Annotated in this window: 31 protein-coding genes and 1 rRNA gene; 6 read left to right on the top strand and 26 right to left on the bottom strand. The window is 51.6% G+C overall.

The features are described 5' to 3' along the window. Positions 1 to 20: 20 nt before the first annotated feature. A 16S ribosomal RNA gene (locus ACMYSN_RS17205) occupies positions 21 to 1,560 on the bottom strand. Positions 1,561 to 2,029: 469 nt separating this feature from the next. Between ACMYSN_RS17205 and ACMYSN_RS17200 the strand changes: the two genes are divergently transcribed. Then, a complete protein-coding gene (locus tag ACMYSN_RS17200) occupies positions 2,030 to 2,584 on the top strand; it encodes a gamma carbonic anhydrase family protein (protein WP_462495583.1) in 555 nt (184 codons plus the stop codon). Here the strand turns inward: ACMYSN_RS17200 and ACMYSN_RS17195 are convergent. Genes ACMYSN_RS17195 through dprA form a run of 6 tightly spaced genes read right to left on the bottom strand, consistent with a single transcriptional unit; the run spans position 2,560 to position 6,351 of the window. Continuing rightward, entirely contained in the window at positions 2,560 to 2,817 is a 258-nt protein-coding gene (locus tag ACMYSN_RS17195) for a DUF1488 family protein (protein ID WP_462495582.1), read from the bottom strand. The genes ACMYSN_RS17200 and ACMYSN_RS17195 overlap by 25 nt on opposite strands. Then, positions 2,814 to 3,632, bottom strand: a complete 819-nt coding sequence (gene aroE, locus ACMYSN_RS17190; protein ID WP_462495581.1) for a shikimate dehydrogenase — start codon at positions 3,630 to 3,632, stop codon at positions 2,814 to 2,816. The genes ACMYSN_RS17195 and aroE overlap by 4 nt, the downstream gene beginning before the upstream one ends. A gap of 3 nt (positions 3,633 to 3,635) precedes the next feature. Then, complete coding sequence (tsaC, locus tag ACMYSN_RS17185) at positions 3,636 to 4,208, bottom strand: L-threonylcarbamoyladenylate synthase TsaC (protein ID WP_462495580.1); 573 nt, start codon at positions 4,206 to 4,208, stop codon at positions 3,636 to 3,638. Between the two features lie 4 nt (positions 4,209 to 4,212). Then, positions 4,213 to 4,755, bottom strand: a complete 543-nt coding sequence (locus ACMYSN_RS17180) for a DNA topoisomerase family protein (protein WP_462495579.1) — start codon at positions 4,753 to 4,755, stop codon at positions 4,213 to 4,215. A gap of 26 nt (positions 4,756 to 4,781) precedes the next feature. Next, complete coding sequence (gene smg / locus ACMYSN_RS17175) at positions 4,782 to 5,255, bottom strand: DUF494 family protein Smg (protein ID WP_123753621.1); 474 nt, start codon at positions 5,253 to 5,255, stop codon at positions 4,782 to 4,784. Beyond that, entirely contained in the window at positions 5,227 to 6,351 is a 1,125-nt protein-coding gene (gene dprA, locus ACMYSN_RS17170) for a DNA-protecting protein DprA (protein ID WP_462495578.1), read from the bottom strand. Before dprA ends, smg begins: the two co-directional genes overlap by 29 nt. Before the next feature lie 128 nt (positions 6,352 to 6,479). On the opposite strand from dprA, the gene def reads away from it, so the two are divergent. The 5 genes from def to mscL all read left to right on the top strand — a co-directional run bounded on the left by def (position 6,480) and on the right by mscL (position 11,245). Beyond that, the gene (gene def / locus ACMYSN_RS17165) at positions 6,480 to 6,989 is read left to right on the top strand and encodes a peptide deformylase (protein ID WP_123753623.1); all 510 of its coding nucleotides are present in this window, start codon (positions 6,480 to 6,482) and stop codon (positions 6,987 to 6,989) included. A 14-nt stretch (positions 6,990 to 7,003) separates the two neighbouring features. Then, the gene (fmt, locus tag ACMYSN_RS17160; protein WP_462495577.1) at positions 7,004 to 7,951 is read left to right on the top strand and encodes a methionyl-tRNA formyltransferase; all 948 of its coding nucleotides are present in this window, start codon (positions 7,004 to 7,006) and stop codon (positions 7,949 to 7,951) included. A 51-nt stretch (positions 7,952 to 8,002) separates the two neighbouring features. After that, entirely contained in the window at positions 8,003 to 9,298 is a 1,296-nt protein-coding gene (gene rsmB, locus ACMYSN_RS17155; RefSeq protein ID WP_174510506.1) for a 16S rRNA (cytosine(967)-C(5))-methyltransferase RsmB, read from the top strand. Between the two features lie 13 nt (positions 9,299 to 9,311). Then, positions 9,312 to 10,688 (top strand): Trk system potassium transporter TrkA, encoded by a 1,377-nt coding sequence (trkA, locus tag ACMYSN_RS17150; protein ID WP_123753626.1) that lies wholly within the window; start codon positions 9,312 to 9,314, stop codon positions 10,686 to 10,688. A gap of 143 nt (positions 10,689 to 10,831) precedes the next feature. Next, positions 10,832 to 11,245 (top strand): large-conductance mechanosensitive channel protein MscL, encoded by a 414-nt coding sequence (mscL, locus tag ACMYSN_RS17145; protein WP_462495576.1) that lies wholly within the window; start codon positions 10,832 to 10,834, stop codon positions 11,243 to 11,245. On the opposite strand, the gene ACMYSN_RS17140 is transcribed toward mscL, so the two are convergent. From ACMYSN_RS17140 to rplX, 19 genes are all read right to left on the bottom strand, one after another. After that, positions 11,246 to 11,461 carry an alternative ribosome-rescue factor A gene (locus ACMYSN_RS17140; protein WP_123753628.1) on the bottom strand — a complete coding sequence of 72 codons (216 nt, stop codon included), beginning with the start codon at positions 11,459 to 11,461 and terminating at the stop codon, positions 11,246 to 11,248. Positions 11,462 to 11,518: 57 nt separating this feature from the next. Then, positions 11,519 to 11,941 (bottom strand): Zn(2+)-responsive transcriptional regulator, encoded by a 423-nt coding sequence (zntR, locus tag ACMYSN_RS17135; protein WP_174510507.1) that lies wholly within the window; start codon positions 11,939 to 11,941, stop codon positions 11,519 to 11,521. A 2-nt stretch (positions 11,942 to 11,943) separates the two neighbouring features. Continuing rightward, positions 11,944 to 12,312, bottom strand: coding sequence for a DnaJ family domain-containing protein (locus ACMYSN_RS17130; protein ID WP_462498278.1), 369 nt, complete (start codon positions 12,310 to 12,312; stop codon positions 11,944 to 11,946). A 107-nt stretch (positions 12,313 to 12,419) separates the two neighbouring features. Beyond that, entirely contained in the window at positions 12,420 to 12,806 is a 387-nt protein-coding gene (gene rplQ, locus ACMYSN_RS17125) for a 50S ribosomal protein L17 (protein ID WP_004868344.1), read from the bottom strand. 40 nt (positions 12,807 to 12,846) lie between these two features. Continuing rightward, positions 12,847 to 13,836 carry a DNA-directed RNA polymerase subunit alpha gene (locus ACMYSN_RS17120; protein ID WP_002919219.1) on the bottom strand — a complete coding sequence of 330 codons (990 nt, stop codon included), beginning with the start codon at positions 13,834 to 13,836 and terminating at the stop codon, positions 12,847 to 12,849. Positions 13,837 to 13,861: 25 nt separating this feature from the next. Next, positions 13,862 to 14,482 carry a 30S ribosomal protein S4 gene (rpsD, locus tag ACMYSN_RS17115; RefSeq protein ID WP_004868345.1) on the bottom strand — a complete coding sequence of 207 codons (621 nt, stop codon included), beginning with the start codon at positions 14,480 to 14,482 and terminating at the stop codon, positions 13,862 to 13,864. Positions 14,483 to 14,515: 33 nt separating this feature from the next. Further along, positions 14,516 to 14,905: a 30S ribosomal protein S11 gene (rpsK, locus tag ACMYSN_RS17110; RefSeq protein WP_004138423.1), complete on the bottom strand. Its 390-nt coding sequence runs from the start codon at positions 14,903 to 14,905 to the stop codon at positions 14,516 to 14,518. A gap of 16 nt (positions 14,906 to 14,921) precedes the next feature. Next, positions 14,922 to 15,278 carry a 30S ribosomal protein S13 gene (rpsM, locus tag ACMYSN_RS17105; RefSeq protein WP_123753631.1) on the bottom strand — a complete coding sequence of 119 codons (357 nt, stop codon included), beginning with the start codon at positions 15,276 to 15,278 and terminating at the stop codon, positions 14,922 to 14,924. A gap of 146 nt (positions 15,279 to 15,424) precedes the next feature. Continuing rightward, complete coding sequence (gene rpmJ, locus ACMYSN_RS17100; RefSeq protein ID WP_000868187.1) at positions 15,425 to 15,541, bottom strand: 50S ribosomal protein L36; 117 nt, start codon at positions 15,539 to 15,541, stop codon at positions 15,425 to 15,427. Positions 15,542 to 15,572: 31 nt separating this feature from the next. After that, complete coding sequence (gene secY / locus ACMYSN_RS17095; protein ID WP_041142963.1) at positions 15,573 to 16,904, bottom strand: preprotein translocase subunit SecY; 1,332 nt, start codon at positions 16,902 to 16,904, stop codon at positions 15,573 to 15,575. 7 nt (positions 16,905 to 16,911) lie between these two features. Next, positions 16,912 to 17,346: a 50S ribosomal protein L15 gene (rplO, locus tag ACMYSN_RS17090; protein WP_123753632.1), complete on the bottom strand. Its 435-nt coding sequence runs from the start codon at positions 17,344 to 17,346 to the stop codon at positions 16,912 to 16,914. A gap of 3 nt (positions 17,347 to 17,349) precedes the next feature. Next, positions 17,350 to 17,529, bottom strand: coding sequence for a 50S ribosomal protein L30 (gene rpmD / locus ACMYSN_RS17085; RefSeq protein WP_001140434.1), 180 nt, complete (start codon positions 17,527 to 17,529; stop codon positions 17,350 to 17,352). Between the two features lie 3 nt (positions 17,530 to 17,532). Continuing rightward, positions 17,533 to 18,036: a 30S ribosomal protein S5 gene (rpsE, locus tag ACMYSN_RS17080; RefSeq protein ID WP_004106339.1), complete on the bottom strand. Its 504-nt coding sequence runs from the start codon at positions 18,034 to 18,036 to the stop codon at positions 17,533 to 17,535. Between the two features lie 14 nt (positions 18,037 to 18,050). After that, positions 18,051 to 18,404 carry a 50S ribosomal protein L18 gene (gene rplR / locus ACMYSN_RS17075; protein WP_000358960.1) on the bottom strand — a complete coding sequence of 118 codons (354 nt, stop codon included), beginning with the start codon at positions 18,402 to 18,404 and terminating at the stop codon, positions 18,051 to 18,053. Positions 18,405 to 18,413: 9 nt separating this feature from the next. Further along, positions 18,414 to 18,947: a 50S ribosomal protein L6 gene (gene rplF / locus ACMYSN_RS17070; RefSeq protein WP_462495575.1), complete on the bottom strand. Its 534-nt coding sequence runs from the start codon at positions 18,945 to 18,947 to the stop codon at positions 18,414 to 18,416. 12 nt (positions 18,948 to 18,959) lie between these two features. Next, positions 18,960 to 19,352 carry a 30S ribosomal protein S8 gene (rpsH, locus tag ACMYSN_RS17065; protein WP_004106343.1) on the bottom strand — a complete coding sequence of 131 codons (393 nt, stop codon included), beginning with the start codon at positions 19,350 to 19,352 and terminating at the stop codon, positions 18,960 to 18,962. A gap of 33 nt (positions 19,353 to 19,385) precedes the next feature. Continuing rightward, positions 19,386 to 19,691 (bottom strand): 30S ribosomal protein S14, encoded by a 306-nt coding sequence (gene rpsN, locus ACMYSN_RS17060; protein ID WP_002919667.1) that lies wholly within the window; start codon positions 19,689 to 19,691, stop codon positions 19,386 to 19,388. Positions 19,692 to 19,705: 14 nt separating this feature from the next. Continuing rightward, positions 19,706 to 20,245: a 50S ribosomal protein L5 gene (rplE, locus tag ACMYSN_RS17055; protein WP_041142966.1), complete on the bottom strand. Its 540-nt coding sequence runs from the start codon at positions 20,243 to 20,245 to the stop codon at positions 19,706 to 19,708. 14 nt (positions 20,246 to 20,259) lie between these two features. After that, positions 20,260 to 20,574 (bottom strand): 50S ribosomal protein L24, encoded by a 315-nt coding sequence (rplX, locus tag ACMYSN_RS17050; RefSeq protein WP_041142967.1) that lies wholly within the window; start codon positions 20,572 to 20,574, stop codon positions 20,260 to 20,262. Between the last annotated feature and the right edge of the window lie 8 nt (positions 20,575 to 20,582).

Raw genomic sequence — 20,582 nt, 5'->3', positions numbered from 1 at the left:
CAAAGGCAGGTTCTTTCAGGTAAGGAGGTGATCCAACCGCAGGTTCCCCTACGGTTACCTTGTTACGACTTCACCCCAGTCATGAATCACAAAGTGGTAAGCGCCCTCCCGAAGGTTAAGCTACCTACTTCTTTTGCAACCCACTCCCATGGTGTGACGGGCGGTGTGTACAAGGCCCGGGAACGTATTCACCGTAGCATTCTGATCTACGATTACTAGCGATTCCGACTTCATGGAGTCGAGTTGCAGACTCCAATCCGGACTACGACATACTTTATGAGGTCCGCTTGCTCTCGCGAGGTCGCTTCTCTTTGTATATGCCATTGTAGCACGTGTGTAGCCCTACTCGTAAGGGCCATGATGACTTGACGTCATCCCCACCTTCCTCCAGTTTATCACTGGCAGTCTCCTTTGAGTTCCCGACCGAATCGCTGGCAACAAAGGATAAGGGTTGCGCTCGTTGCGGGACTTAACCCAACATTTCACAACACGAGCTGACGACAGCCATGCAGCACCTGTCTCACGGTTCCCGAAGGCACTAAAGCATCTCTGCTAAATTCCGTGGATGTCAAGAGTAGGTAAGGTTCTTCGCGTTGCATCGAATTAAACCACATGCTCCACCGCTTGTGCGGGCCCCCGTCAATTCATTTGAGTTTTAACCTTGCGGCCGTACTCCCCAGGCGGTCGACTTAACGCGTTAGCTCCGGAAGCCACTCCTCAAGGGAACAACCTCCAAGTCGACATCGTTTACAGCGTGGACTACCAGGGTATCTAATCCTGTTTGCTCCCCACGCTTTCGCACCTGAGCGTCAGTCTTTGTCCAGGGGGCCGCCTTCGCCACCGGTATTCCTCCAGATCTCTACGCATTTCACCGCTACACCTGGAATTCTACCCCCCTCTACAAGACTCAAGCCTGCCAGTTTCAAATGCAGTTCCCAGGTTGAGCCCGGGGATTTCACATCTGACTTAACAGACCGCCTGCGTGCGCTTTACGCCCAGTAATTCCGATTAACGCTTGCACCCTCCGTATTACCGCGGCTGCTGGCACGGAGTTAGCCGGTGCTTCTTCTGCGAGTAACGTCAATCACCAAGGTTATTAACCTTAATGCCTTCCTCCTCGCTGAAAGTACTTTACAACCCGAAGGCCTTCTTCATACACGCGGCATGGCTGCATCAGGCTTGCGCCCATTGTGCAATATTCCCCACTGCTGCCTCCCGTAGGAGTCTGGACCGTGTCTCAGTTCCAGTGTGGCTGGTCATCCTCTCAGACCAGCTAGGGATCGTCGCCTAGGTGAGCCATTACCCCACCTACTAGCTAATCCCATCTGGGCACATCTGATGGCATGAGGCCCGAAGGTCCCCCACTTTGGTCTTGCGACGTTATGCGGTATTAGCTACCGTTTCCAGTAGTTATCCCCCTCCATCAGGCAGTTTCCCAGACATTACTCACCCGTCCGCCGCTCGTCACCCGAGAGCAAGCTCTCTGTGCTACCGCTCGACTTGCATGTGTTAGGCCTGCCGCCAGCGTTCAATCTGAGCCATGATCAAACTCTTCAATTTAAGTTTGATGCTCGTGAATTAAACTTCGTAATGAATTACGTATGTTCACTCAGAGACTTGGTATTCATTTTTCGTCCGAGGACGTTAAGAATCCATGTCACTTTGAGTGCCCACACAGATTGTCTGATAAATTGTTAAAGAGCAGTGCGACGGCGCTTAGCGCTCTGTCGCGAGGTGGCGTATATTACGCTTTCCTCTTTCAGAGTCAACCTCATTTTTCAGAAGTTTTCTCTTTCTGACCCGGCTTACTCTGTGAAGTTGTTCACATTTGCCGTGTCAGTGGGAGCGCATTATAGGGATCCCATTTTTTTGCACAAGCCTTTTATCGATCTTTTTTTCCAAGTGATGGTTTTTCACCCTTTTCGCGGTGTTATTACCCAATTCGCTCAGTTTTTACCACAATAAAGGGTTGCAGATGGCCTTAAAAGCCACCAAAGTCTTTATACAACCCGGGTTTATTGAGGTAACCATGTCCGCTAACTTACGTCCGTATAAAGATTTGTTCCCACAAACCGGCCTGCGCGTCATGATCGATGCGACCAGCGTGGCGATCGGCGATGTCCGAATGGCTGACGATGTCAGCATCTGGCCACTGGTCGCCATTCGTGGGGATGTTAACTATGTGGAAATCGGCGCCCGCACGAACATTCAGGACGGGAGCGTCCTGCACGTCACTCACAAATCATCCTATAACCCGCAGGGGAATCCGCTACTCATCGGCGAAGATGTCACCGTTGGTCACAAGGTGATGCTGCATGGTTGCACTATTGGCAATCGAGTCCTGGTCGGGATGGGTTCAATTTTATTAGATGGCGTCGTTATAGAAGATGATGTGATGATTGGTGCCGGTAGTCTGGTACCGCAAAATAAACGTCTGGAAAGCGGCTATCTCTATTTCGGTAACCCGGTAAAACAAATTCGCCCCCTGACGGAGGCGGAGCGGACTGGTCTTCTGTATTCAGCCAACAACTATGTGAAATGGAAAAACGATTATTTGGATCAGGAAAACCAGACCCAGCCTTGATCGTCTTCCTGCTGGTCGCGGATCAATTCGTCAGCTTCTTCTTCCAGATCCCAACGATGCTCACGGAACGCGTCCAGCCACTGCCCCGGCTCATCACCACCAAAGCGCTGCTTTAATGTCGCGCCGCGGATTGCACAAGTGAGCTGGAACCCCTGTACCAGGGCCGGGAAGGTGACACATTGCCGGTCACTATCCCACACTTCCCTGTCGGGAAACTGGATCGCCTGATTCACGCGTTCAGTTCCTGATCCAGTTCCTGGATAACCAGTGCAATTTCCGGCAGAACGCCATGCCAGAGCAGTACCGCGTGAGCAGCCTGTGCCACCAGCATCCCTAAACCATCGGCATACATTTTAGCGCCATGCTTCTGGCACCAGCACAGAAACGGCGTGCTGCCTTTCTGGTAAAACATGTCATAGCAATGGACCTGAGCATTTATTAATGAAGAAGGAATGGCTGGCACTTCACCGCTGATGCCGCTGGAGGTCGCATTAATAATGAGGTCGAACTCATGTCCAGCCAGCGATTCCATCTCCAGAGCACAAATACTGCCAGTGTGCGCGAACAGTGTTGCCAGCTCCTGGGCGCGAGAGAAGGTGCGGTTAACAATCGTCACCGCACAATCCAGTGACAGAAGCGGCAGTAGAACACCGCGCGATGCGCCACCTGCACCGATGAGCAATACCCGATAACCTGGCTTAATGAATCCCAGCCGCTCCAGATCGCTCAACAGCCCAATCCCGTCAGTGTTATCCCCCAACAAACGCCCGTCATCCAGTCGCTTCAGGGTATTTACCGCACCGGCTAACGCCGCGCGTTCAGTGAGTTCATCTGCACGGGCAAACGCTTCTTCCTTGAACGGCACGGTAATATTCGCCCCTTTCCCACCTTCAGCAAAGAAAGCATTCAGAGTGTTTATAAAACCGTCTGTCGGCGCCAGGATACGGCCATACGGGTGAGTAATCTGCAGCTGCTGCGCAAAACGCTGGTGAATAGAAGGGGACTTGCTGTGGGCTATCGGATTTCCGAAGACTGCATAGGTTTCCATTATTTACCCCTGGCGAAAGCGTTCACCCGTCAGGGCATCGCGAATTTCAGACGGGTTTTGACGGCCGCCTGTCGGACCATCAACTACCGGGAAATCAGCGCCAAACTGCGCCAGAACTTCTGCCGTAGTGCGGCAAGGTGGCTGGCCGGATAAATTGGCACTGGTTGAGACCAACGGTTTTCCATAAGCCTCGCACAGCGCTATCACCAGCGGATGATCGCTAACACGCACGGCCAGAGAATCAAAGCGGCCGGTTAACCAGCGGGGTGTTGAAGCATTAGCAGGAAAAACAAAGGTTACGGGTCCTGGCCAGCAGGCGTTAATCGCCGCACGCTGTTCGTCATTGAGCTGTGAATCATCAATATAAGGTTTCAGTTGCTCAAAGTTCGCGGCGATCAAAATGAGGCCTTTATCGACGGGACGCTGTTTGAGGTCCAGCAGGCGCATAACAGCCATTTCGCTGTCAGGATCGCAACCAACACCAAAAACGGCTTCTGTCGGATAGGCGATGACATGTTCATTATGTAGAACCGCCACGGCATGGGCGACGGTTTCTGAGTGCAGGTTATTATTCACTGATTTATTCCGCCGGGATCGGCTTTCCACATTGCTTACTGGCACAAAAGCATTTTACGCCCTGTGCCGTTTTCTTTTCGATTAATAACGGATAGTGGCATTCAGGGCATTCACCCGCTACCGGTTTGAAGTTGATAACGAACTGGCAATCGGGGTAACGATCGCAGGAATGGAATGTTTTGCCGAAACGAGAGCGACGCTGAACCAACTGCCCCTGTCCACACTGCGGGCAGGCAATCGCGGTTTCGTCGGGTTTATCGATAGTTTCGGTATGTTCGCATTCCGGGTAACGGCTGCAGCCAATAAACATCCCGAAGCGCCCCTGGCGTAACACCATAACAGCACCACAAGACGGACACTCCTGTCCCTCCAGCACTTTTACGATATGCCCGTCCGCCTGATTTTTCAGGGGACGGACATAGTCACAGTCCGGATAGTGTGAGCAGCCGAGAAACGGCCCGTGTTTCCCGGAGCGGATTACCAGCGCAGCCCCACACTGTGGGCAGGGCTCATTTTTACGCACCGAAAACAGTGCTGATTTGGTCATAACAACTCGATGTTGCTGCAAAAAGATTAATGCAGCATACCTTCATTTACTTCGAAGAGTAATTCTTCCATTTGTTGATAGGCATTTTCACAGCCTGGAATGTTAAACAGCACCATCAGGATCACCCATTTCAGGTCTTCCAGATCGAACTCTGCCGTATCCAGCGCTAATACGCGCTCTATCACCATTTCTCGCGTTTCGAGGTTCAACACCTGAATCTGCTCGAGGAATAACAAAAATCCTCGGCAACTGGCATCCAGACGTAAGCACTCTTCTTCGGTGTAAATCCGCAGAGAGAGCGGGTCTGACGCAAGCTGCATGGGTTCAACGAGACCTTCCTGATAATCAGCCAGTTTCTCGAGCCACATCAGCGCGTTATAGATATCTTCCCGATCAAAACCTGCATCAGTCAGATCACGGGTCAGTTTGTCCTGGTCCACGCGCATTTCTGCTTCGTTTTGGATGTAAGTCTCAAACAAATACATGAGTACGTCGAACATGGCTTGCCCTCCTTAATCGGACATAGCCGCCGGGTACAGCTGCGATCCAGCCTGCTAACTCCAGTTCAAGTAGCTGAGCTACGGTCACTGGCACAGATTGGCCGGCACGTTCAGCGACAACGTCAACAGGTGTTACCTCATCTCCTACGTTAGCCAGGAGCTCTGGAAATGGCAATGCCATGGGAGGCCGATCTACGCAATTATTTATATTGTCAGGCATATCAGGGAACCATTGTAACTCCTGCCGGCAGTATTCAATGATATCTTCCGCTGACGTCACAGGGATGGCACCTTGCTTAATTAACCAGTGCGGCCCTTCTGAGCCGGGATTACCCACCGGCCCGGGTAGCGCAAAAACCTCTCTCCCCTGCTCTAATGCGCAGCGAACGGTTACCAGGGAACCACTTCTCAAAGCGGCCTCAATCACCACAACGCCGACACTAAGCCCGCTGATGATCCGGTTGCGACGAGGGAAATTCCCCGGAAGCGGAGCCGCAGCGAGAGGGAATTCGGACAACAGCGCGCCACCGCTATCCACGATTTGTGTTGCCAGCGCACGATGCCGACGTGGATAAATCGCCTCTAAACCATTACCGAGTACGCCAATGGTCTTCCCTTGCGCTTCCAGCGCACCGCGATGAGCGACACCATCAATGCCGAGCGCCAGACCACTGGTAATCGTGATGCCACGCGACGCCAGCAGTTCACTGAACTGCCGCCCCCAACGCGCGCCATACCAGGAATGTGCGCGACTACCAACAATCGCCAGTTGAACGCTACTGAGAAGGGGTAAATCGCCACAGACGAAAAGTGCACCCGGATAATCAACGATCGCACGTAGCTGCGGTGGATAGTGTGGATGGTCGCCCAGCAGCAGATGATGCTCAGGTTGTTCCAGCCACAAGAGTGCAGAATCAAGCTGTTGCTGGCTCAAAGACATAAATTGCCCAGCCTGCGCGCCACTCAATCCACAGGCACCGAGTGCTTCACTATCAAGCACAGGGGCGGCACACAGTTTCCGGGCTGCCCTCATCATGCTGTCACCATAAAGGTTGTTCACCTTCATCAGTCGCAACCAAATCTCTGTAGGCGCCATCCTTATCCCCTGCCATAAGTGGCTTTGACAATCCTTGTGATTGGAGAGCGAGACTGTCAATTACAGGGGGTTTTGTCTAGAATAGAGCTAATAATCTTATCCACTCCTGAATACGACTCTGGATCTTTATGGCAGTTTTGCAAGTGTTACATATCCCGGACGAGCGCCTTCGCAAAGTCGCTGAGCCGGTAAAAGAAGTGAATGCAGAAATTCAGCGTATCGTCGATGATATGTTCGAGACGATGTACGCGGAAGAAGGTATTGGCCTGGCCGCCACTCAGGTGGACGTCCATCAGCGAATTATCGTCATTGATGTTTCTGAGAACCGCGAACAGCAGCTGGTGTTAATCAACCCTGAGCTGCTGGAAAAGGACGGTGAAACAGGTATCGAAGAGGGTTGCCTGTCGATCCCGGAACAACGCGCGCTGGTTCCACGTGCCGAAACCGTGAAAATTCGCGCATTAGATCGCGAAGGCAAGTCGTTCGAACTGGAGGCTGATGGTCTGCTGGCTATCTGCATCCAACATGAAATGGATCACCTGGTAGGCAAGCTGTTTATCGATTATCTGTCGCCGCTCAAACAACAGCGTATCCGTCAAAAAGTTGAAAAACTGGATCGTTTGCGTACGCGTGCCTGAGGACAAGGACTAACGTGTCACAATCACTACGTATCATTTTTGCGGGAACTCCCGATTTTGCAGCGCGTCATCTTGATGCGCTGTTGTCGTCTGAGCACCAGGTTGTTGGCGTATTTACCCAGCCGGATCGCCCTGCTGGCCGCGGCAAAAAGCTGATGCCAGGGCCGGTAAAAACCCTCGCTGAAAGCCACAACCTGCCGGTATTCCAGCCTGTATCCTTGCGCCCGCAGGAAAATCAGCAGTTGGTTGCGTCGCTGAACGCCGATGTCATGGTTGTCGTGGCCTACGGATTGATTCTGCCTAAAGCGGTTCTGGATATGCCGCGCCTGGGCTGCATCAACGTACATGGCTCGTTGTTACCACGCTGGCGTGGGGCAGCACCGATCCAGCGTTCGCTCTGGGCGGGTGACGCGGAAACCGGCGTAACCATCATGCAGATGGATGTTGGTCTGGATACCGGAGACATGCTGTACAAGCTCTCCTGCCCGATCACGGAGCAGGATACCAGTGCCAGCCTGTATGACAAGCTGGCGGATCTCGGTCCGCAGGGGTTACTGGAAACATTAACTCAACTGGCAAACGGCACCACTCAGCCGGAAGTACAGGACGAAGCTGTCGTCACTTACGCTGAGAAGCTCAGTAAAGAAGAAGCCCGTATTGACTGGTCGCTTTCCGCAGCCCAGCTCGAACGCTGCATTCGTGCCTTCAATCCGTGGCCGATGAGCTGGGTTGAAATTGACGAGCAGCCGGTGAAAGTCTGGCAGGCATCGGTGATTGCTGAAACCAGCAGCGCGGAACCAGGCACCATCGTGGCCGCCGGTAAACAAGGCATCCAGGTCGCAACAGGCAACGGCATCCTGAATCTGGAATCGCTGCAACCTGCAGGTAAAAAAGCGATGAGCGCCCAGGATCTGCTAAATTCTCGCCGGGAATGGTTTACCCCCGGCAACCGTCTCTCCTGACGGTAATCACCTCTAAAGCCCGGATTTACCGGGCATTTTTATTTTGCGGTTATGAAAAAAAATCTTAATTTACGCAGTCTGGCGGCACAGGCCGTTGAGCAGGTTGTCGAACAAGGTCAGTCATTGAGCAACGTTCTGCCAGCGTTACAGCAGAAGGTTGGGGAAAAGGATAAAGCACTGCTGCAAGAGTTGTGCTTTGGCGTACTGCGCACGCTGAGCCAGCTGGAGTGGCTGGTTAACAAGCTGATGGCGCGCCCGATGACGGGCAAACAGCGCACTATTCACTATTTAATTATGGTCGGGTTTTATCAGCTGCTCTATACCCGCATTCCGGCTCATGCTGCGCTAGCAGAGACCGTTGAAGGTGCGGTAGCGATCAAACGTCCGCAGCTGAAAGGGCTTATCAACGGCGTGTTGCGCCAGTTTCAGCGTCAACAGGAAACCCTGCTGGCCGAATTTGCCCAAGGCGAAAGCCGCTTTCTCCACCCTGCCTGGTTGCTTAACCGCCTGAAAAAATCCTGGCCACAGCAATGGCAAGCCATCGCCGAAGCCAATAACCAGCGCCCGCCTATGTGGCTGCGTGTAAACCGTAATCATCACTCGCGCGATGAGTGGCTGAAATTGCTGGAAGAGGCCGGATTACAGGGGTTCACTCATCCTGATTACCCTGATGCGGTACGCCTGGCAACGCCGGCTCCCGTCCATGCATTACCAGGATTCGACCAGGGCTGGGTCACCGTTCAGGATGCTTCGGCCCAGGGCTGCATGCGCTATTTAACCCCGGAAAACGGCGAGAGAATCCTGGATCTGTGCGCAGCCCCTGGCGGTAAAACGACGCATATTCTCGAAGTCGCGCCGCAGGCTAACGTACTGGCCGTTGATATTGACGAGCAGCGCCTGTCCCGCGTTTACGACAACCTGAAGCGACTCGGCATGAAGGCCCAGGTCAAACAGGGCGATGGCCGCTATCCGGCCCAGTGGTGCGAGGATGAAAAGTTCGACCGTATTCTGCTTGATGCCCCCTGTTCGGCAACCGGCGTCATCCGTCGCCATCCGGATATTAAATGGTTACGTCGCGATCGCGATATTGCCGAGCTGGCCCAGCTGCAGTCAGAAATTCTGGATGCTATCTGGTCACATCTGAAACCCGGCGGCACACTGGTCTATGCAACCTGTTCAATCCTCCCGGAAGAGAATAGCCAGCAGATTGCGGCGTTCCTGAAGCGTACCGCGGATGCCGAACTCAGCATTACCGGTACCCCCGAGCAGCCTGGCGTGCAAAATTTGCCTGGTGCTGAAGACGGTGATGGGTTCTTTTACGCTAAGCTGATCAAACATCGGAAATAATGGATCACTGCTGATGAAGATTATTATTCTGGGCGCCGGTCAGGTAGGCGGAACTCTCGCGGAAAACCTCGTCGGAGAGAACAACGACATCACCTTAGTCGATACCAACGGGGATCGCCTGCGCGGTCTACAGGATAAATTCGACCTTCGCGTTGTCCAGGGGCACGGTTCCCACCCTCGGGTATTACGTGAAGCCGGCGCCGATGATGCCGATATGCTGGTTGCGGTGACGAGTTCAGATGAGACCAATATGGTGGCCTGCCAGGTTGCCTATTCGCTCTTTAATACACCCAATCGTATTGCCCGTATCCGCTCGCCGGATTACGTCCGTGATGCCGAAAAACTGTTCCACTCAGAAGCGGTACCCATTGACCATCTGATCGCGCCAGAGCAATTAGTGATCGACAGTATCTACCGCCTTATTGAGTACCCGGGGGCGCTGCAGGTCGTCAACTTTGCAGAAGGGAAAGTCAGCCTGGCGGTCGTGAAAGCCTACTACGGCGGTCCGCTGGTCGGTAATGCGCTCTCAACCATGCGCGAGCACATGCCACATATCGACACGCGCGTCGCGGCTATTTTCCGTCATGACAGACCTATTCGCCCTCAGGGCTCAACGATTGTTGAAGCCGGCGATGAGGTGTTCTTTATTGCCGCATCCCAACATATCCGCGCGGTAATGAGTGAACTGCAGCGTCTGGAGAAACCCTACAAGCGGATCATGCTGGTTGGTGGTGGCAACATCGGGGCTGGTCTCGCCCACCGTCTGGAAAAAGATTACAGCGTAAAACTCATCGAACGCGATCAACAACGTGCCGCTGAACTTGCCGAGAAATTGCAGAATACGATCGTTTTTTATGGCGATGCCTCCGATCAGGAACTGCTGGCAGAAGAGCATATTGATCAGGTTGATCTTTTCATTGCTGTCACCAACGATGACGAAGCGAACATCATGTCCGCTATGCTGGCCAAACGGATGGGCGCTAAAAAAGTGATGGTGTTGATCCAGCGTAAAGCATACGTCGATCTGGTGCAAGGTAGCGTGATCGACATTGCGATATCTCCGCAGCAGGCAACCATCTCTGCCCTGCTCAGTCATGTGCGTAAAGCGGATATCGTTGGCGTATCATCACTACGCCGCGGCGTAGCTGAGGCCATCGAAGCGGTCGCCCATGGCGATGAAAGTACCTCCCGGGTGGTTGGTCGTTCGATCGATGAGATCAAACTCCCCCCAGGCACGATCATTGGCGCCGTGGTCCGTGGCAATGATGTCATGATCGCCAATAATAACCTGCGCATTGAACAGGGTGACCACGTCATTATGTTTCTGACCGACAAAAAATTTATCTCCGACGTCGAACGCCTGTTCCAACCAAGTCCTTTCTTCCTGTAATAACTGCGGGCGACAATACGGCGCCCGCTTTAATTACCCTATACTTATTAATGGCTAATATTTTTTAGCAATTATTCAACAGTAATGGCAAACAGGAATACATTTGATAAACTTATTAAGTTGGCTGGTTCAAGGAGAATAAAATGAGCATTTTAAAAGAGTTTCGCGACTTCGCGATGCGCGGGAACGTTGTTGATTTAGCTGTGGGTGTCATCATTGGTGCGGCATTTGGTAAAATTGTATCGTCGCTGGTTGCCGATATTATTATGCCACCGCTAGGACTTCTGATTGGCGGTATTGATTTTAAATCCTTTGCCGTCACGTTGCGCGATGCGCAGGGTGATGTCCCTGCCGTCGTGATGCATTACGGGGTGTTTATCCAGAATGTCTTCGATTTTGTGATCGTGGCTTTTGCCATTTTCATGGCAATCAAACTGATGAATAACCTGAATCGCAAAAAGGAAGAAGCACCAACTGCACCTCCGGCTCCATCGAAAGAAGAAGTATTGTTAAGTGAAATTCGCGATCTGTTGAAAGAGCAAAATAACCGTTCTTAATCAAGCGACAGAAAGCAGAAGGCCAGTGGTAAAAAAGTGAATCACTCTTTTGCCACTGGCCTCCCGGTCATTCCGCCCTGCATGTTTGTCTTTACGTTGATAACTACCTTTCCCCTTCTTACTTTTTTCAATCCGTTGCCTGAACAATGGGTCGTGCAGTAACGCCTCAATAGCATTGTCTTTAATTTGCCCTTTGGTGTGTTGATATCGGCTCATAATTACTCCTGATAGTGGATAAGATCGTCGCGAGTGTAGATCCGCGCGCTGAGAAAATCAACGTCCGGTCGTGCTACTTGCTCCCTGTTCAAGCGCCTCAAGAATCGAGCAGTACACGCTGCTGTGCGCACTCCCGCAACAGGCATCATTGAGTCGTTGCAGAGAACGGCGCATCGATTGCAGTTCTTTAATGCGTGCTTCCACTTCACCCAGACGGGCCTGCACAATGCCTTTAGATTCCTGGCATGTGTGATGCTCAGGATCGACGCGGATCGACAATAATTCGCGGATCGCTTCCAGAGTGAAGCCTAACTGGCGGGCATAGCGGATAAACCGTAAACGTTGAAGATCTTTCTCGGTATACAGCCGAAAACCGCCTTCGGTACGGACATCGTGAGCCATCATCTGCTGCTTTTCATAGTAGCGGATGGTATCGGGAGTCACATCCGCCAGTTTCGCGAGTTCACCAATACGGTACATGATTACTCCTTATCAATTTTGTTATGTAGCCTGCCCGCATATTCACCCCGCAAAAAATCAGTCTTCAGTCCAGCCTGGCTAAGCTTCAGTTCAAGCAACGCAAGCTGACGGCTGAGCTCAGCGTGTTGTGGATCATCAGGACGGACAGCTTTAAGCAAATCAGTCAGGACAACAGCTTCCCGGCGCAGCTCAAGTTCTGGTGGCAGACAACCTGCGTTTTTAAGTAGCCGATAGCCGGCACGCAGTTCAGGTGGGACATGCAGATCGTCGTCTAGCGTCAGCGGTTCTCCACGGCCGGGTAGGTCGTCGAACTCGCCTTTGCGCTGGGCGTCAAGGATATGGCGTTCTGCCCACTGATCCAGTAACCACATCATACGGCTCCGGGGATGAACAAAAAGAATACAGCTATTGTAGTGAAGCTAGCATAACGAGGATATAAAAAAACCCGCCGAGGCGGGTTCTTTTACGTTACTACAGATTACTCTGCAGCAGCTTCTGCTTTCAGCTCAGCACGATCAACCAGCTCGATGTATGCCATCGGCGCGTTGTCGCCTGCACGGAAGCCACACTTCAGAATGCGAGTGTAACCACCGGCGCGGCTCGCGAAACGCGGGCCCAGCTCGTTAAACAGTTTTGCCACGATCTCGTTATCACGAGTGCGGGCGAATGCCAGACGACGATTAGCAACGCTATCAGTCTTGGCAAGAGTAATCAGCGGCTCAACTACGCGACGCAGTTCTTTCGCTTTCGGCAGGGTCGTCTTGATGATTTCATGACGAACCAGCGAACCAGCCATGTTACGGAACATAGCCTGGCGATGGCTGCTGTTGCGGTTCAGTTGACGACCACTCTTACGATGGCGCATGACCTTATCCTTCTCAGTAAAACCTTAACCTGTGATCCGGTTACTCGTCAGCAATGCTTGCCGGTGGCCAGTTTTCCAGGCGCATGCCCAGAGACAGACCACGTGAAGCCAGCACGTCTTTAATCTCAGTAAGAGATTTTTTACCCAGGTTCGGCGTTTTCAGCAACTCAACCTCGGTACGCTGTACCAGATCACCGATATAGTGGATAGCTTCTGCCTTGAGGCAGTTAGCAGAGCGGACAGTCAATTCGAGATCGTCAACAGGGCGCAGCAGGATCGGATCGAATTCTGGTTTCTCTTCTTTAACTTCCGGCTGACGTACATCACGTAAGTCAACGAAAGCTTCAAGTTGTTCTGCCAGGATGGTTGCCGCACGACGAATCGCCTCTTCAGGATCGATTGTGCCGTTGGTTTCCATTTCGATGACCAGCTTGTCCAGGTCGGTACGCTGTTCTACACGCGCTGCTTCAACATTGTAGGCAATACGCTCTACTGGGCTGTAGCATGCGTCGACCAGCAGACGGCCGATTGGGCGCTCATCTTCTTCCGAATGAATTCGGGCAGAAGCCGGCACATAACCACGACCGCGCTGAACTTTGATACGCATGCTAATAGCAGCGTTCTCATCGGTCAGGTGGCAGATCACATGTTGCGGCTTGACGATTTCGACATCACCGTCATGGGTAATGTCGGCTGCGGTCACAGGGCCAATGCCAGATTTATTCAAAGTAAGGATGACTTCATCTTTACCCTGAACTCTCACCGCAAGCCCTTTCAGGTTGAGCAGGATTTCAAGGATATCTTCCTGAACGCCTTCTTTGGTGCTGTACTCGTGCAGTACACCATCAATCTCAACCTCGGTCACCGCGCAACCCGGCATCGATGAGAGCAGAATACGGCGCAGTGCGTTACCCAGAGTATGGCCAAAGCCACGCTCTAAAGGCTCAAGGGTCACCTTGGCGTGCGTCGAACTCACTTGCTCGATATCGACCAGGCGCGGTTTTAGAAACTCTGTCACAGAACCCTGCATTGTGTCCTCTCTTTGGTACTAAGCTTTACTTGGAGTAAAGCTCGACGATCAGGTGTTCGTTAATGTCCGCAGACAGATCAGAACGTTCCGGCTGACGCTTGAACGTACCTTCCATCTTGCCAGCATCAACTTCCAGCCAGGTTGGCTTTTCACGCTGCTCAGCCAGCTCCAGAGCGGCTTTCACGCGAGATTGCTTTTTCGCTTTCTCACGAATGCTAACAACGTCGTTCGCTTTAACCTGATAAGAAGCAATGTTAACAACACGACCGTTTACCATGATAGCTTTGTGGCTAACCAGCTGACGTGATTCAGCACGAGTCGCGCCGAAGCCCATACGGTATACAACGTTGTCCAGACGACCTTCCAGCAGAGCCAACAGGTTTTCACCGGTGTTGCCTTTCAGACGTGCTGCTTCTTTATAGTAGTTACGGAACTGACGCTCCAGCACACCGTACATACGGCGAACTTTTTGCTTTTCACGCAACTGCACACCATAGTCAGACAGACGCGGTTTACGCGCACCGTGCTGGCCAGGAGCTTGTTCAATTTTACACTTGGTATCGATCGCGCGAACGCCAGACTTAAGGAACAGGTCTGTGCCCTCACGACGGCTCAGCTTGAGCTTAGGACCCAAATATCTTGCCATTTTCTTTCTCCAACAATCCTAGAAACGAGCGCGTTATACGCGACGTTTTTTCGGCGGACGACAACCGTTATGAGGGATCGGAGTCACATCAGTAATATTAGTGATGCGGAAACCAGCGGCGTTCAGTGCACGAATAGTAGATTCGCGACCTGGACCCGGACCTTTGACCATAACTTCCAGATTCTTGATGCCGTATTCTTTTACGGCTTCAGCGCAACGCTCTGCTGCAACCTGAGCTGCAAACGGAGTGGATTTGCGTGAACCACGGAAACCGGAACCACCGGCTGTTGCCCAACCCAGTGCGTTACCCTGACGATCAGTGATGGTAACGATGGTGTTGTTAAAAGAAGCATGGACATGAGCCACGCCATCAGAGACTTGTTTTCTTACACGCTTACGTGCACGAACTGGTGCCTTTGCCATTATTCAATCACCCCGATTATTTCTTGATCGGTTTACGCGGACCCTTACGGGTACGTGCGTTGGTCTTAGTACGCTGACCGCGAACCGGAAGACCACGACGATGGCGTAAACCACGATAGCAACCAAGGTCCATCAGACGCTTGATGCTCAGGGTGATTTCACGGCGCAGATCACCTTCAACGACAAATTTGCCTACTGCTTCACGCAGGGCTTCAATTTGTTCTTCAGACAGCTCACTGATCTTAACATTTTCAGCGATACCCGTGTCAGCACAGATGGCTTTAGAGCGGGTCTTGCCGATACCGAAAATTGCAGTTAATGCGATTACGGTATGTTTTTGATCAGGAATGTTAATGCCTGCTATACGGGCCACTATGCACTCCTACTATTTAATATGTACGCACCATGCTGAAAAGCCCGTTTTCAGGATACTCAAATGGAAACGTACAGACATACAAAAGATTGGCTGGCTAATCTAGCCAGCTCAATCCAACTTTGCAAGAAAAATATGCGAAAAAATCAGCCTTGGCGCTGTTTATGCTTTGGCTCGGCACTGCAAATCACACGGATGACACCATCACGCTTAACGATTTTGCAGTTACGGCATAATTTCTTGACGGAAGCACGAACTTTCATTTTTACTCTCCGTAACTTCTCGGGCGATCTGTTAGCGGCCGTAGCCTTTCAGATTCGCCTTCTTCAATGCAGACTCGTACTGACTCGACATCATCAGAGTTTGCACTTGAGCCATAAAGTCCATAATCACAACGACAACAATAAGCAGCGAGGTTCCACCGAAGTAGAACGGCACTTTCATTGCATCACGCATGAACTCCGGGATCAGGCAGATAAAGGTAATGTACAGCGCACCAACCAAAGTCAGACGAGTCATTACTTTATCGATATACTTCGCCGTTTGCTCTCCCGGACGAATTCCTGGTACAAATGCACCGGACTTCTTCAGGTTATCTGCTGTTTCACGCGGGTTGAAAACCAACGCCGTGTAGAAGAAACAGAAGAAGATGATCGCAGACGCATAGAGTAACACATAAAGCGGTTGCCCAGGCTGCAAATACAGCGAAATTGTTGTCAGCCAGTTCCAACCGGTTCCGCCCCCGAACCATGACGCGATGGTTGCTGGGAACAGAATAATGCTGGAAGCGAAGATTGCCGGGATTACGCCCGCCATATTCACTTTCAACGGTAAATGTGTGCTCTGTGCAGCATAGACACGACGACCTTGCTGACGCTTCGCGTAGTTCACCACAATGCGGCGTTGACCACGTTCTACGAATACAACAAAGAATGTCACGGCAAATACTAATACTGCAACCAATAGCAACAGGAGGAAGTGCAGGTCGCCTTGACGCGCTTGCTCGATAGTATGGGCGATGGCTGGCGGGAGACCCGCAACGATACCAGCGAAGATAATGATCGAGATACCGTTACCGATACCACGTTCAGTAATCTGTTCGCCGAGCCACATCAGGAACATGGTTCCTGTGACCAGACTTACAACAGCGGTGAAGTAGAATGCAAAGCCTGGATTCATTACCAGGCCTTGCATTCCAGGCATATTCGGCAGACCGGTAGCAATACCGATCGACTGGAATATCGCCAACACCAGGGTACCGTAGCGGGTGTACTGGCTGATCTTACGACGACCAGACTCCCCTTCTTTCTTCATCTCTGCTAACGGTTGGTAAACAACGGTCAGCAGTTGGACAATAATCGATGCCGAAATGTACGGCATGATACCCAAAGCAAAGATAGAAGCACGGCTGAGAGCACCACCAGAGAACATGTTGAACATTTCAATGATGGTGCCTCGCTGTTGCTCAAGCAGTTTGGCAAGTACAGCGGCATCAATACCAGGGATCGGAATAAAAGAACCAATACGGAATACAATCAGCGCACCGATAACAAACAAAAGTCTGCGTTTCAGTTCGCCAAGTCCACCTTTGGCACTTTGAAAATCTAATCCCGGTTGCTTAGCCATCTGCTACTTATTCCTCAATTTTACCGCCAGCAGCTTCGATAGCAGCACGAGCACCTTTAGTCACACGCAGACCACGAATAGTTACCGGACGAGCTACCTCGCCAGACAGGATCACTTTCGCGAACTCGATCTGGATACCGATAATATTAGCCGCTTTCAGCGTGTTCAGGTCGACTACATCGCCTTCTACGTGAGCCAGATCAGACAGACGAACTTCTGCAGTGATCATAGCTTTACGAGAAGTGAAGCCGAATTTCGGCAGACGACGGTACAGTGGCATCTGACCACCCTCGAAACCGCGACGTACGCCACCGCCAGAACGAGAGTTCTGACCTTTGTGACCACGACCACCGGTTTTACCGAGGCCAGAACCGATACCACGACCCAGGCGTTTACCCGCCTTTTTGGAGCCTTCGGCCGGAGACAGAGTATTTAAACGCATCTCTTACTCCTCAACTTTAACCATGAAGGAAACCGCGTTGACCATACCACGAACAGCAGGAGTATCCTCGCGCTCTACGGTGTGACCAATACGACGCAGACCCAGGCCAAGCAGCGTTGCCTTGTGTTTCGGCAGACGACCGATTGCACTGCGGGTTTGAGTAATTTTAATAGTCTTTGCCATGGTTTATTTCCCCAGAATTTCTTCAACGGATTTACCACGCTTGGCAGCGACCATTTCTGGAGAATTCATATTTTCCAGGCCATCAATAGTTGCACGAACCACGTTGATCGGGTTGGTGGAACCATATGCTTTGGCCAGAACGTTATGAACTCCAGCAACTTCCAGAACGGCGCGCATTGCACCACCGGCGATGATACCGGTACCTTCGGAAGCTGGCTGCATGAATACACGAGAACCCGTGTGAACACCTTTAACCGGGTGCTGCAGGGTGCCGTGGTTCAGCGCGACGTTAATCATATTGCGACGGGCTTTTTCCATCGCTTTCTGGATCGCTGCTGGAACTTCACGCGCTTTACCGTAACCAAAACCTACGCGGCCATTACCATCACCAACAACAGTCAGAGCTGTGAAGGAGAAAATACGACCACCTTTAACGGTTTTAGATACGCGGTTAACCGCGATCAGCTTTTCCTGCAGTTCGCCAGCTTGTTTTTCGATGTGAGCCATCTTACACCTCTACCTTAGAACTGAAGGCCAGCTTCACGGGCAGCATCTGCCAGTGCCTGGACACGACCATGATATTGGAACCCGGAACGGTCAAAGGAAACATCTTTGATGCCTTTTTCCAGAGCGCGTTCAGCAACAGCTTTACCCACAGCTGCAGCCGCGTCTTTGTTACCGGTGTACTTCAATTGTTCAGCAATAGCTTTTTCTACAGTAGAAGCAGCTACCAGAACTTCAGAACCGTTTGGTGCAATTACCTGTGCGTAAATATGACGCGGGGTACGATGTACCACCAGGCGAGTTGCACCCAGCTCCTGGAGCTTGCGGCGTGCGCGGGTCGCACGACGGATACGAGCAGATTTCTTATCCATAGTGTTACCTTACTTCTTCTTAGCCTCTTTGGTACGCACGACTTCGTCGGCGTAACGAACACCCTTGCCTTTGTAAGGCTCAGGACGACGGTAGGCGCGCAGATCTGCTGCAACCTGACCGATCACCTGCTTATCAGCGCCTTTCAGCACGATTTCAGTTTGAGTCGGACATTCTGCAGTGATACCCGCCGGCAGCTTATGTTCAACAGGATGAGAGAAACCTAAAGACAGGTTTACTACATCCCCTTTCACCGCTGCACGATAACCTACACCAACCAGCTGAAGCTTTTTAGTGAAGCCTTCGGTAACACCGATAACTACTGAGTTAAGCAGGGCACGCGCGGTACCAGCCTGAGCCCAACCGTCTGCGAAACCATCACGCGGACCGAAAGTCAGTGCATTATCTGCATGTTTAACTTCAACAGCATCGTTGAGAGTACGAGTCAGCTCGCCATTCTTACCTTTGATCGTAATAACCTGACCGTCGATTTTTACATCAACGCCGGCAGGAACAACGACCGGTGCTTTAGCAACACGAGACATTTTTTCCTCCGATTAGGCTACGTAGCAGATAATTTCGCCACCAAGACCAGCCTGGCGCGCTGCACGATCAGTCATAACACCTTTAGAGGTAGAAATAACCGCGATACCCAGACCCGCCATAACTTTCGGCAGCTCATCTTTACGTTTGTAGATGCGCAGACCTGGGCGGCTGACACGCTGAATGCTTTCTACAACAGCTTTACCCTGGAAATACTTAAGAGTCAGTTCCAGTTCCGGCTTGATGTCGCCTTCAACTTTAAAATCTTCAATAAAGCCTTCTTCCTTCAGCACGTTGGCAATTGCCACTTTCAGCTTGGAGGAAGGCATGGTGACCGCAGCTTTATTCGCGGCCTGACCGTTACGGATACGGGTCAGCATATCCGCGATCGGATCTTGCATGCTCATCTGTCTTTACTCCCGTGATTCAATTGGTGACAATTACCAGCTAGCCTTTTTCAGACCCGGGATTTCACCGCGCATAGCGGCTTCACGGACCTTAATACGGCTCAACCCGAACTTCCGCAGGAAACCATGCGGACGACCTGTTTGACGGCAGCGATTACGCTGACGAGACGGGCTGGAATCACGCGGCAGAGTCTGCAGCTTGAGAACAGCATTCCAACGATCTTCGTCGGTTGCGTTCACATCAGAGATGATAGCTTTCAGTTCAGCGCGTTTAGCGAAGAATTTATCAGCTAAAGCCACGCGCTTTACTTCGCGTGCTTTCATTGATTGCTTAGCCATTAAGTAACCCTACCTTACTTGCGGAACGGGAAGTCAAAGGCAGCCAGCAGAGCGCGGCCTTCTTCATCAGATTTCGCAGTAGTGGTAATGGTAATATCCAAACCACGAACGCGGTCGACTTTATCGTAGTCGATTTCTGGGAAGATGATCTGCTCACGGACACCCATGCTGTAGTTACCACGACCATCGAATGACTTAGCGGACAGGCCACGGAAGTCACGGATACGCGGTACAGCAATAGTGATCAGGCGCTCAAAGAACTCCCACATGCGTTCGCCACGCAGGGTTACTTTACAGCCGATCGGATAGCCCTGACGGATTTTGAAGCCTGCAACTGATTTGCGTGCTTTGGTGATCAACGGTTTTTGACCGGAGATTGCTGTCAGATCTGCTGCTGCATTATCCAGCAGTTTCTTGTCAGCGATCGCTTCACCAACACCCATGTTCAGGGTGATCTTCTCGACCCGAGGGACTTGCATGACAGAATTGTAGTTAAACTCAGTCATGAGTTTACCAACTACTTCGTCTTTGTAGTAATCATGCAGTTTCGCCATCGTACTACTCCAAATTACTTGATAGTTTCGCTGTTAGATTTGAAGAAACGGACTTTTTTGCCGTCTTCGAATCTAAAGCCTACACGGTCAGCCTTGCCGGTTGCCGCATTGAAGAGTGCAACGTTAGAAACCTGAATTGCAGCTTCTTTTTCAACGATGCCACCTGGTTGGTTCAGGGCCGGAACCGGCTTCTGATGTTTCTTAACCAGGTTGATACCTTCAACAATGAGCTTGCCGGAAGACAAGACATTCTTAACTTTACCGCGTTTACCTTTATCTTTACCGGTTAACACGATAACTTCGTCATCACGACGGATTTTCGCTGCCATGATTCGCT

Origin of the sequence: Klebsiella sp. R445, from assembly GCF_051131755.1 — a bacterium.
GTDB classification, from domain to species: Bacteria; Pseudomonadota; Gammaproteobacteria; order Enterobacterales; family Enterobacteriaceae; genus Klebsiella; species Klebsiella lignicola.
Note: the sequence above shows the minus strand (reverse complement) of the source record. Positions and strands in the feature narration are given on the sequence as shown.